The sequence below is a fragment of the uncultured Psychroserpens sp. genome (genome assembly GCF_947503375.1).
In the GTDB taxonomy this organism is placed as follows: domain Bacteria; phylum Bacteroidota; class Bacteroidia; order Flavobacteriales; family Flavobacteriaceae; genus Psychroserpens.
Map to the genome: position 1 here is coordinate 286,266 of NZ_CANNDQ010000004.1, position 12,431 is coordinate 298,696.

General features: G+C 33.3%; 11 protein-coding genes. 4 read left to right on the forward strand and 7 right to left on the reverse strand.

Translation table 11 applies throughout. The annotated features are described in order from the left end of the window. The first annotated feature begins 15 nt into the window (after window positions 1-15). A complete protein-coding gene (locus Q0876_RS09115) occupies window positions 16-1,017 on the forward strand; it encodes a hypothetical protein (protein WP_299226584.1) in 1,002 nt (333 codons plus the stop codon). Between the two features lie 11 nt (window positions 1,018-1,028). Next, a complete protein-coding gene (locus Q0876_RS09120; protein ID WP_299226587.1) occupies window positions 1,029-2,015 on the forward strand; it encodes a hypothetical protein in 987 nt (328 codons plus the stop codon). A gap of 70 nt (window positions 2,016-2,085) precedes the next feature. On the opposite strand, the gene pyrF is transcribed toward Q0876_RS09120, so the two are convergent. Both pyrF and prfA read right to left on the reverse strand, forming a co-directional pair. After that, window positions 2,086-2,898, reverse strand: a complete 813-nt coding sequence (gene pyrF, locus Q0876_RS09125) for an orotidine-5'-phosphate decarboxylase (protein ID WP_299226590.1) — start codon at window positions 2,896-2,898, stop codon at window positions 2,086-2,088. 34 nt (window positions 2,899-2,932) lie between these two features. Further along, complete coding sequence (gene prfA, locus Q0876_RS09130; RefSeq protein ID WP_299226593.1) at window positions 2,933-4,009, reverse strand: peptide chain release factor 1; 1,077 nt, start codon at window positions 4,007-4,009, stop codon at window positions 2,933-2,935. Between the two features lie 756 nt (window positions 4,010-4,765). Between prfA and Q0876_RS09135 the strand changes: the two genes are divergently transcribed. Continuing rightward, window positions 4,766-5,431 carry an ABC transporter ATP-binding protein gene (locus Q0876_RS09135; RefSeq protein WP_299226596.1) on the forward strand — a complete coding sequence of 222 codons (666 nt, stop codon included), beginning with the start codon at window positions 4,766-4,768 and terminating at the stop codon, window positions 5,429-5,431. On the opposite strand, the gene Q0876_RS09140 is transcribed toward Q0876_RS09135, so the two are convergent. The 4 genes from Q0876_RS09140 to Q0876_RS09155 all read right to left on the reverse strand — a co-directional run bounded on the left by Q0876_RS09140 (window position 5,428) and on the right by Q0876_RS09155 (window position 10,110). Beyond that, the gene (locus Q0876_RS09140) at window positions 5,428-6,606 is read right to left on the reverse strand and encodes an AIR synthase related protein (protein ID WP_299226599.1); all 1,179 of its coding nucleotides are present in this window, start codon (window positions 6,604-6,606) and stop codon (window positions 5,428-5,430) included. The genes Q0876_RS09135 and Q0876_RS09140 overlap by 4 nt on opposite strands. A gap of 36 nt (window positions 6,607-6,642) precedes the next feature. Beyond that, the gene (locus Q0876_RS09145; protein ID WP_299226602.1) at window positions 6,643-7,332 is read right to left on the reverse strand and encodes an outer membrane beta-barrel protein; all 690 of its coding nucleotides are present in this window, start codon (window positions 7,330-7,332) and stop codon (window positions 6,643-6,645) included. 234 nt (window positions 7,333-7,566) lie between these two features. Beyond that, the gene (locus Q0876_RS09150; protein WP_299226605.1) at window positions 7,567-7,707 is read right to left on the reverse strand and encodes a hypothetical protein; all 141 of its coding nucleotides are present in this window, start codon (window positions 7,705-7,707) and stop codon (window positions 7,567-7,569) included. A gap of 216 nt (window positions 7,708-7,923) precedes the next feature. Beyond that, window positions 7,924-10,110, reverse strand: a complete 2,187-nt coding sequence (locus tag Q0876_RS09155; protein ID WP_299226607.1) for a glutamine synthetase III — start codon at window positions 10,108-10,110, stop codon at window positions 7,924-7,926. Window positions 10,111-10,285: 175 nt separating this feature from the next. On the opposite strand from Q0876_RS09155, the gene Q0876_RS09160 reads away from it, so the two are divergent. Next, window positions 10,286-11,305, forward strand: a complete 1,020-nt coding sequence (locus Q0876_RS09160; RefSeq protein WP_299226609.1) for a glutamine synthetase beta-grasp domain-containing protein — start codon at window positions 10,286-10,288, stop codon at window positions 11,303-11,305. A gap of 60 nt (window positions 11,306-11,365) precedes the next feature. On the opposite strand, the gene Q0876_RS09165 is transcribed toward Q0876_RS09160, so the two are convergent. Next, a complete protein-coding gene (locus tag Q0876_RS09165) occupies window positions 11,366-12,307 on the reverse strand; it encodes a calcium/sodium antiporter (RefSeq protein ID WP_299226611.1) in 942 nt (313 codons plus the stop codon). Window positions 12,308-12,431 lie beyond the last annotated feature (124 nt).

A 12,431-nucleotide genomic window follows, 5' to 3' on the forward strand; every position in this document is an offset into this window, starting at 1 on the left:
TTATATTTTATAATTATGAAGATATTACTCACAAAATCATATATGGTTTTACTAGTTTGTTGCGCAATGTATAATTGCAGTAATGACCACAAACCCAACTTTAAAGACCAAAATACGCCTAGTTTAATGGTCAAAGATTTTTCAATTACAATCAATGAACACCCTCTAGAGAATGAGTTGCTGGGAACTATAGAAACCAATATAGATGCAACATTTACTGTAATCTCAGAAAATCCAGAAGATGCGATTCATGTTGATGCTGCAACTGGTGATATTTATATTGCTGACACTTCAATATTTGATTATGAAATAAACAACGAAATACTGGCAACTGTTCAAGCAAATACATCAGGAGAATATACCGAATCTACTATCTCTATTAAACTTAACAATATTGATGATATTGCTTTTTACTTAACTGATTCTAAAGACAATTATGTCAATGCAGAGGCTGGACAATGGATAGAGATTACTGAAGAAGAATACAATTTCCTAGCTACTAAGCTTCACCTTGTAACTAAAAGTGGATTAGATGATTTTCAATTTGATATTTTTGCCTTTGGATCTGGAGGTATTACACCTTCATATCTAGGTATCACAGTAGCAAACGATAACGGTCATACACTACCGCATGGGAGTTATTGTTTTGCTTTTAAATATATTCCTGTAGATACTGCATTTGAAACGCATAGTGAAACCAGAGTAAAACTTTCAACTAATAGCGTAAATAGTACTTATAACAATTTAGGATCTGTACTGCCTAGTCATGGCGGAGGTGAAGACTTTTTTTTCGACAATCCTTATACTTTTGTATTAAAAGGCAATACTATTCCTATAAATAATACTGGCTATCTAGCAATGTATGCCAAGACATTTATTGGATATAAAACTGTTGAAGGAACAACAAATTACTACACCAACTTTGGAGATGTTTCAGATCTTAGTACACATGGAACCATTGCCTCTAGAGTATTTATGTATCAAGGCTTAAGTACCACTCAAAAGCAATGGGATTAAACCAAAATATTATGAAATCTCTATTTTTCAAAATACTAGTAATCTTGTGCTTATTAGTGATTAACTACAATTGTAGTGATGACGATTCTATACCTCAAGAAAAAACTAGAGTGCAATTAACTGCTGAAGACTTCACAATTTCTATTGATGAACATCCCATAACAAATGGTGATTTCTTAGGAACAATGACAACTAACATGGAAGCCAACTTCAATATTGTCTCTCAGGATATTCCAGACGCACTCACTTTAGACTCACAAACTGGAAATATATCTATAGCAAATGCTTCGGTATTTGATTATGAAATAAATTCAACTATTGAAGCAACAGTAAACGTAAGTACATCTAATGAAACGGTTGAAGCTAAAATTACAATTAACCTTAACAATCTAGATGACATCGAATATTTTTTAACGACTACTAAACAAACTTATATAGATGCAGCAGATAATACTTGGCTATTAATTACAGAAGAGGAATACAACTTATTATCAACAGCATTGAATAATGTCACAAAATCTGGAACTACAGATATGCAATATGATAGTGATGTTCAAACAGACCCTCCTATTAATGAAGGATTAACCATTATTAACAACAACTCAGAAATAGTACCAGCTGGTAGTTACCTATTTGCTTTTAAGTATTATGCCTTTTCTCATCCATTCTTTGGTCAAGTTCCAATAGATGAGGCTAAAGTAAGACTATCTGAAACCGATATTGCCAATGGCTATTATACTATAGGTTCAACTTTAGCGCCTCATGACGAAGGCAATCAATACTTCTTATTAAAAGGAAATGCTACACCTATTAATAATATAGGTTACCTTGGTATTTGCGAATCTGATGGTATAGGTTACAAACGTATAGCTGGAACAAATGTTTACAGCAATGCTTGTGCCTCTAGTGATTATTTCAATAAGGAAAATAATCAAGCTGTAGGAGGATTAGTGGTCATGTACCAAGGTTTAAGTACCACACTAAAGCAATGGGATTGAGATATGGATTGAATTAGAAAAAAAAGGCAAATCAATTGATTTGCCTTTTATATACATTATCTTTTTTCTGTTATATCAATTCTAAAGCCATCTCTTTCTGTAAAACCGAAGCTTTTTGAGCAGCAGCCTGTGCAAAATCATGGTCATGAGAAGCGTAGATAATACCACGAGACGAGTTGACCAATAATCCTACATTATTATTCATTCCATACTTGCAGACATCTTTCAGATTACCACCTTGAGCACCAATTCCTGGAACCAATAAGAAAGCATTGGGAATTATTTTTCTAATTTCAGTAAAATATTCTGCCTTAGTGGCACCAACCACATACATTAGATTTTCGGCATTTTTCCAAGTTTTAGAAATTTCTAAAACCTGCCTATACAAGTCTTTCCCTTCAACTGTTTTGGTTTGAAAATCGAAAGCACCTTTATTAGATGTAAGTGCAAGTAAAATAGTGTGTTTATTTTTGAATTCTAAAAATGGTTCAATCGAATCACTTCCCATGTATGGTGCAACGGTTATACTATCAAATTCTAGGTCTTCAAAAAATGCTTTGGCATACATACGACTTGTATTTCCTATATCGCCTCGTTTAGCATCGGCAATGGTAAAAATTTCTGGATGATTTTCATTAAGATATGAAATGGTCTTTTCAAGTGCTTTCCATCCTTTTAAACCATAAGCTTCGTAAAATGCCGTGTTTGGTTTATAGGCAACACATAAGTGATGTGTTGCATCAATGATGGCTTTGTTGAAAGCAAAAATAGGATCATCTTCTTCTAACAAATGTTTTGGAATTTTATTGAGATCTACATCTAGTCCAATACAAAGAAAAGATTGTTTTTTATGTATTTGTTCTGTAAGTTGCTGTGTTGTCATGTCATAAAAAAGCCTCAGAATTGAGGCCAAAATTTTATATATGTTCGTCGCTTGCTTTTAGTTTTTCTGTATTTTCAGCAAGTTGTAATTCGTCAATGATTTTTTGAATATCTCCATTTACGATGTTTGATAGGTCATATAGTGTTAATCCAATTCTATGATCTGTAACACGACCTTGCGGATAATTATATGTTCTAATTTTTGCACTTCTATCTCCAGAGCTCACCATGCTTCCACGCTTTGCCGCATCTTCTTCTTGTTTTTTAGCCAATTCTAGATCGTAAAGTCTAGAGCGTAATACTTTGAAGGCTTTCTCTTTATTTTTATGCTGTGATTTTTGATCTTGACATTGCGCTACCAATCCTGTTGGTTCATGTGTTAATCGCACTGCAGAATATGTGGTGTTTACCGATTGACCACCTGGACCTGAAGAACAGAAAAAATCAATTCGTACATCTTTAGGATCGATCTCAATATCAAACTCTTCAGCTTCTGGAAATACCATACAAGTAGCTGCACTTGTATGTACACGTCCTTGAGTTTCGGTTTGTGGTACACGCTGTACACGATGCACACCTGCTTCAAATTTTAGTGTTCCATATACATCTTCACCTGAAACTTCAAATTGAATTTCTTTAAATCCACCATTTGTGCCTTCACTGTAATCTACCACGTCAACTCTCCAGCCTTTACTTTCGCAGTATTTTGAATACATTCTGAACAAATCACCAGCAAAGATACTAGCCTCATCTCCTCCAGTTCCAGCTCGCAATTCGACCACTGCATTTTTAGAGTCTTCAGGGTCTTTTGGAATTAGCAAAAATTTAATCTCATCTTCAAGTTTAGGAATACCTGCCTTGGCTTCATCATACTGCATTTTTGCCATTTCAACCATTTCAGCATCACTACCATCAGCAATAATTTCTTCGGCTTCTTTAAGATTATTCGATAATTCAATATACGCTTCGCGCTTATCCATCAACAATCTTAAGTCTTTATATTCTTTATTAAGTTGTACGTAACGTTTTTGATCTGAAATAATGTCTGGCTGAATAATTAAATCACTCACTTCATCAAAACGTTGTTTTATAATCTGTAACTTTTCTAACATGTATGCTTGTAAAATTGAGTTTCAAAAGTACAATATTTTATGGATTTTTAATCGTTGAAAACTTGTTAAGAATTTTGAAAAATAAATTTTTAAGTTTTAGCGTTATCTATCATATGCGTAAGCAATTCACATCCATACTAAACTACTACAAATCTATGTCGCTATGGTCCTTTTTAGTAACATTGACCATAACGGTAATTAATCCTGAATTAATTTTAGCCTTGAGCACTAAACTTTTTTTGGTATTTGTACTTTGGTTTATATTAAGCGACAGAAAAGTAAGACAACGTCTGCGATTTTATAGAATACGTGGTGTTTCAAATCTGAAGTTTTTTAGTGTGATTTTTTTATTTGATAGTTTAATCACATGTGCGTTTCTATTACTTATCAAAGGATTCATTTAAAGTAATTAAAATCATATTTTAACGTATTACTATGAGCTTTTCTCAGAATATTGTATTTATTTACATGCATGAATATTCTTAAGCTGATTTTTATCTTCTACAAACCATTTTGGGTTTGGTCTCAAATTATAAGTATTTTAATTATGCTTTTTAATCCTAATGTATATGCTCTAATCATTACAAAATTATTTTTAATACTTTTTCTATGGTATATTATAAACGGAACGGAAGCCAAGAAGCGGTTGATCTTTTATAAAAATTTAGGAATTTCTACATTAAAATTATACAGTTATGTTTTCTTAATTGACTGCGCGTTCAGTATTCTGATTTATCAATTTCTTATAGATATTATATGACCTTAGAAGTTGACAACATAGAACTTTATTTTTCTAACAAACGTATTTTAAATGGTATTTATTTAAAAGCTGAAACTAAGAAAATAACTACTATTCTTGGTAGTAATGGCTGTGGTAAAAGTAGTTTGCTTAGAATTATATTTGGAGATTTAATGCCAAAATACAAACTCATCAGAATAAACAAAGAACCCATTAAAAAACCTCTGTATAGGACTGGTCGTATTAGCATATTACCACAACATAATTTTATTCCTAGCAGTGTTAAAATAAATTACGCTTTTAATATCTTAGGTGTAAACTGGAGCACTTTTATAGATACTTTTGAAGGGTTTTCAAAGTACAAATACAATTCTATGAATCAACTTTCTGGTGGCGAACGACGCGTTGTAGAAACTTACTTGATATTAAAAAGTGAAAGTGAAATTGTATTATTAGACGAGCCGTTTTCACACATAGCGCCATTATATATTGAAAAAATCAAACAATTAATTACTGACGTAAAAAAAGATAAAGTAATTATTCTAACTGATCATATTTACAAACATGTTATTAATATAGCAGACAAAATATACTTACTCAATGATGGTCATTCAAAACTCATTAGCGATCTTAAGGAGTTAGAATTCTATAACTACATCAATATTGGAAGCTTAGACTCCTAATATTCGAACACTCCAAACTCACTCTTTATTGTAAGTTTCTTTACATCTGAAGTTTCTACGCGTCCAATAATTTGAGCATTGACATTAAAAGATTTTGATAATTCAACAATAGCGTTAGCTATACTTGGCGTAACGTATAATTCCATACGATGGCCGCAATTAAAAACTTGATACATTTCTTTCCAATCGGTTTTTGATTGTTCTTGAATTAATTTAAACAAAGGCGGAATAGGGAACATATTATCCTTTACAATGTGTAAATCATCAACAAAGTGAAGAATCTTAGTTTGAGCGCCACCTGAACAATGTACCATACCATGTATATTGTTACTGTTATATTTTGAAAGTATCGCTTTTATAATCGGCGCATAGGTTCTTGTAGGTGACAACACCAATTTACCTGCATCAATAGGAGCGTTTTCAACAGCATCTGTTAATTTAGTTTGTCCAGAATAAACCAGATCATCTGGTACTGAAGCATCAAAACTTTCAGGATATTTTTCAGCCAAATATTTATGAAACACATCATGACGTGCAGAGGTTAAACCATTACTTCCCATTCCTCCATTGTACTGAGTTTCGTAAGTGGCTTGCCCAAAACTTTCTAAACCAACAATAACATCTCCAGCTTTAATATTAGCATTATCTATAACATCACTACGTTTCATTCTAGCTGTAACTGTAGAATCAACAATGATGGTTCTTACTAAGTCACCAACATCAGCAGTTTCTCCTCCAGTAGAATGAATTGTGACTCCAAATGTTTTCAAGTCTTGAATTAATGCTTCTGTCCCATTGATGATTGCTGAAATGACTTCGCCTGGAATAAGATTCTTATTACGACCTATGGTTGAAGATAACATGATATGATTAGTAGCACCAACACATAATAGATCATCTATATTCATGATAAGGGCATCTTGAGCTATACCTTTCCAAACTGAAAGGTCGCCAGTTTCTTTCCAATACATGTAGGCCAATGATGATTTTGTTCCTGCTCCATCTGCATGCATGATCAAACAATAATCATCATCATTAGTTAAATAATCTGGAACAATTTTACAAAAGGCCTTCGGGAATAGCCCTTTATCTATATGCTTTATTGCATTATGAACGTCTTCCTTTGATGCTGAAACACCACGCTGTGCATAGCGTTTACTTATGTCTTCACCCATAACCTAAAATTAGACTGTAAAAATAAGAATTGTAATCTATTTTTTAGTGTAATTTTCGTCATTTAAAAGGTTAGATTCAATTACGGTAGCTTGACCTTTGAGTCTCTTAGCTTTTGCCTTGGCACCACCAAAATAGAAATTGAGCCCAAGCGCAAGCCTAAAATAAGTGTCATCTGAAGCTCCAGCTTCAAGTCCGTCTAACTCATCACTTAGAACATAGTTATAATCTGTATATATTTTAATTCCAAACTTATCTGAAACGATACACTCTACCCCTCCTCCACCTTGAAACTTATTAGCAGTCGCTTTAAAATGGTTTGAGGCATTAAGTCCAGCACCTGCAAAAACAAAAGGCGAAAACATACTATGAGGCAAGACTGTTAACTCTAAATTTAAATCAAAAGACATAAAGCCTTCATTATATACATCTATGTAGGCAAGGTTAAATTTATGGTATCCAAAATCGATTGCAACATGTGGTGTAATATGGCGCTTGTACCCTACATGGCTATAGATTTCAAACATTGGGTCTACAAAATCACCATTTATGACCGAAGTACCAATTGCTACATCGAAAGCATTGGTTCCTCTTAATTCATAAAAATCTGTTTTAGTTACTTTCTTTATTTCAGAAGGTTCTTCAGTTTTTTCTTGTGCAGTTACTGTAAATGAAAAAAACAAACACCATACAGCCAATGTCTTAATATAAAATGGTTGTGCTATCATCAATTTTAATATTAATTAAACATGTTTAATCAATAACAAAAAGAGAGCTTAGTTCACAATTTGAGGCATAATTGGCTCACAATATAAAAAATTAATTATCAATGGGTTATATTTTCATAAAAAACACTTCATGACATAAAAAAAGACAAACGAAAATATTGATAATTCGTTTGTCTTTTTAGTCAATAAAACATGATCTTATTGACTGACCTTTTGTAACTGTTAATAAAGCGTTTACGATTCTGCCTCAAAAACAGACTCTGTCTTAATTACATCATCTTGTGTTAGATTCTCATTGACCTCTGTTGAGTCATCTTGAGAAAACAGCAGTGTAGCAAACATTAAAGCAGCTACACTTAGTAGTAACTTCTTCATTTTTACAAAAATTGATTAATAGCATTACAAACTTAACAAATTAAGGTTCTGCTATTAGTACAATAGACCGTTTTTCGACTAGTTGTAAAAATTAAGCGTTGAAATACCACTTTTTTCCTACAAAATACGTAGAATTACGTACATAAACTCTTTGTTTTTATAAGAATATTTGTGGTAAACTCACATAAAAAAAGAGCTTAGAGCCCATAGAGTATTCTATTTAGTAAATAGTAATTCTCTGTATTTTGTTAATGGCCAAAGCTCATCATCTACTAATAATTCTAATTTATCGCAATGGTATCTAATCGCTTCAAAAAATGGTTTTACTTCATTACAATAAGCTTCTGCTTTTCTTTCAGAATCCTCAATGGTATTAGAAATTCTTCTTGCCTCTGTCATTTTAGTAACGGTAGAATTGATACTTTCAATATGGCTTGATATTTGCTCGATCAAATTTAGTTGCTCTTTAGCATACTTTTTAAAATCTGAACCATAGATATCTTTCAACCCTTTAACATTAGTAATCAATATATTTTGGTACTTAACAGCCGTAGGTACAATATGATTACGTGCAATGTCCCCTAAAACTCGCCCTTCAATTTGAATACGAAGCACATACTCTTCGATTTCAATTTCGTAGCGCGCTTCAGATTCTATTTTATTCATTACACCTAAATCTTCAAAAAGCTGCAAGGTTTTTTTAGATATTTTGGCTTTAAGCGCTTGTGGTGTTGCTTTATTATTACTCAACCCTCTTTTCTTGGCCTCTTTCTCCCAAGCTTCACTATAACCATTACCTTCAAAAAGAATAGGCTTAGACATTTTAATATATTCGCGCAATACATTAAAAATAGCATCATCTTTTTTCATGTCTTTTTTCTCAATAAGCAAATCAACTTCAGTTTTGAAATCAATCAACTGTTTTGCTACTATGGCATTTAATACCGTCATTGGGTTTGCACAGTTCGCTTTAGAGCCCACTGCTCTAAATTCAAACTTATTACCAGTAAATGCAAAAGGAGAAGTACGATTCCTATCTGTATTATCTAATAATACATCTGGGATTTTACCAACAACATTTAGTTTTAAATCTGTTTTTTCTTGCGGTGACAATTTACCATCTGTAACGTTTTCTAATCCATTTAATGTATGCGTCAGTTGTGCACCAATAAATACCGAAATTATGGCTGGTGGTGCTTCATTGGCTCCTAAACGATGATCATTACTAGCTGAAGCAATTGCTGCTCTTAAGAGTTCTTCATTGTCGTAAACTGCTTTGATAGTATTAATAAAGAACGTTAAGAATTGTAGATTACTCATTGGTGTTTTACCTGGTGATAATAGATTAATACCTGTATCTGTGCTCAAACTCCAATTATTATGTTTACCTGAGCCATTAACTCCAGCAAATGGTTTCTCATGAAATAAAACTTTAAAATTATGACGTTCAGCTACTTTATCCATTACGTCCATTAATAAAGAATTATGGTCTACTGCTAAGTTAGCTTCGTCATAAATTGGTGCTAATTCAAATTGATTTGGAGCTACCTCATTATGCCTTGTTTTTACTGGGATACCAAGTAACATACATTCTGTTTCTAGGTCACGCATGTAAGCCATTGCTCTATTTGGAATTGTCCCGAAGTAATGATCATCTAGCTGCTGTCCCTTTGCAGGTGAATGCCCTAGAAGGGTTCTTCCAGTTAGCATGATATCTGGTCTAGACATAGCCAAACCGCTATCAATCAAAAAATATTCTTGTTCCCAGCCCAATGAAGCATTTACTTTTTTAACATTCTTATCAAAATATTTACAAACAGCAACTGCGGCACTATCAACAGCTTGTAATGCTCTTAGTAAAGGCGTTTTATAATCTAGAGCTTCTCCAGTATAAGCTACAAAAACCGTAGGTATACATAGTGTAGTTCCAAATACGAATGCTGGTGATGTAGGATCCCAAGCTGTGTAACCTCTTGCTTCGAACGTATTTCTAATTCCGCCGTTTGGAAAACTCGATGCATCTGGCTCTTGCTGTACCAATTGACCTCCACCAAACTTTTCAATAGCTCTTCCACTATCAATAGGCTCAAAGAAAGCATCATGTTTTTCAGCTGTAGCTCCAGTTAATGGCTGAAACCAATGCGTGTAATGCGTTGCGCCTTTAGAAATTGCCCACTCTTTCATCCCTGTCGACACATGGTCTGCGACTGTTCTATCTATTTTAGAGCCATTTTTTATGGCATCCATAACACTTTCAAATGCTTCTTTGGTCAAATACTGCCGCATTGTACTTTCATTGAAAACATTTGCACCAAATATTTCCGATCGCCTTTGGTTTTCTTCTACTGTAATAGGCTTATGGTTATATGCTTCTTTTAAAGCATGAAATCTAAGAGTTGACATGATATAAATTTTAGAGCAAAAATAGTAAATTATACACTTTAACGCATATATACCCTATTTTTTTTGGGGTATTAACAATTGTTAACAATATTTTAGTCAAATTAACCCCATTTTTTTTGCTTAAATAAAAAAATAATCAATATTTGTACCTTCATTTTAATAAACCTATTATAGCATGAGCAAATCAAAATTAGAATACATTTGGTTAGATGGTTATAAGCCAACTCAAAACATGAGAAGTAAAACTAAAGTTGAAGATAACTTTAGCGGAAAGTTAGAAGATTGTCCAATCTGGTCTTTCGATGGAAGCTCAACACGCCAAGCAGAAGGCGGTTCTTCAGATTGCTTGTTAAAACCAGTTGCTATTTATCCTGATCCGTCAAGAAAAAATGGATACTTGGTGATGACAGAAGTATTAAATGCAGACGGAACACCTCACGAGTCTAATGGAAGAGCTACCATTGAAGATGAAGACAACGATTTCTGGTTCGGTTTCGAACAAGAATATTTTATTATGGATAGAAGCACTCAATTACCTCTAGGCTTTCCTGTTGGTGGTTATCCAGCACCTCAAGGACTTTATTACTGTTCTGTTGGAGGAAGAAACACACATGGCAGAGCGTTGGTTGAAGAACATGCTGACCTGTGTATTGAAGCCGGCTTAAACTTTGAAGGAATCAACCAAGAAGTAGCTTCAGGACAATGGGAATTTCAATTATTTGCAAAAGGCGCTAAAAAAGCAGGTGATGAAATATGGGTTGCACGCTACTTATTGGACCGTTTAACTGAAAAATATGGCTACTACATTGAATACCATCCTAAACCATTAGGAAAAGATATGGATTGGAATGGCTCTGGTATGCATGCAAATTTCTCAAATACAACTTTAAGAACTTGTGGAAGCCAAGAGGTTTATGAAAAAATATGCGAAGCGTTCAGACCAGTAGTCAAAGAACACATTGCTGTTTATGGTGAGTTTAATGACCAACGTTTAACAGGAGATCACGAAACTGCTTCAATTGATGATTTTAGCTATGGTATATCAGATAGAGGTGCATCAATCCGTATTCCAATAATTACTGTTGAAAAAGGCTGGAAAGGCTGGCTAGAAGACCGTAGACCAGCATCAAATGGAGATCCATATAAAATTGCTGGACGAATTATTAAAACTGTAAAATCTGCTGATATCAGCTAATAAACACACTGTTTTGTTCTAAAAGCGTCTTCTCTAATAAAGAGAAGGCGTTTTTTTTGATCAAGATTTGAAAGCAAGAAAAATAAAAGCACCATAACCCACAACCAGTAAAAGACCTTTATATCTAGATATTTGAAATCTTTTGGGAATCATAATCAATGGGATCAATACCAAAGCAAACGCTAACATCCAATAGATATCCCTTGACAAAATTGACGCCTCAGTCACTTCTATTGTTTTAATTATTGACGTCAATCCCAATACCGAACCAATATTAAATATATTTGAGCCTATAAGATTTCCGAGAGACAAGGCTTTTTCCTTCTTTACAGCAGCTATTACTGATGCTGCTAATTCTGGCACACTGGTTCCAATTGCAATAACAGTAGCTGCAATAACTGCATCGCTCACACCTAGTGCAGTAGCTAGTTCTTTAGCACCTTCTACTAACCATTCTGATCCAAAATATAGAGCTATGGCACCAATAAATAACCATATTAAAATCTTGAAATTTGAGACTATTGCTAAACTTTCATCTACTGCTTCTACTACAACATCTTTTTTAGCAACCCTTATTAATATGAATAAAAAAGCGATTAAAGCTACAAACAAAATTAAACCTTCAATAGATGAAAGTTGATTGTCATTGCTTAAGAAAAAATATAACGCTATAGAAAATAACATCATGGCTGGCCAGTTAAGTTTATAAAAACTTTTATCGACAGCTATTGAGCTCACCAAAGCTGTGATACCAAGCACCAAGCCTATATTAGCTATATTAGAACCAATAACATTATTTATTGCAATTGCTGGAGAACCTGTTAAGGCTGCATTTAAACTTACCAGTAGTTCAGGAGCAGATGTAGCAAAACTCACAACAGTCATACCTATGACCATTCTTGAGATGTTCAATTTAAATGATAGTGCCACAGAAGACCTTACCAAAAACTCACCTCCTATTACTAATAATAATAATCCTAATATGATCCAGACTAAGCTCATACATTATTTTTGTGCGAAGATAATACTTCATCTCATTATTTATTAAATAACCTATTAAAACTTAAAATTTAGTTAAATAACTAAAATAATAGTTGTATAACTATAAAAATAGTTATAGATTTGT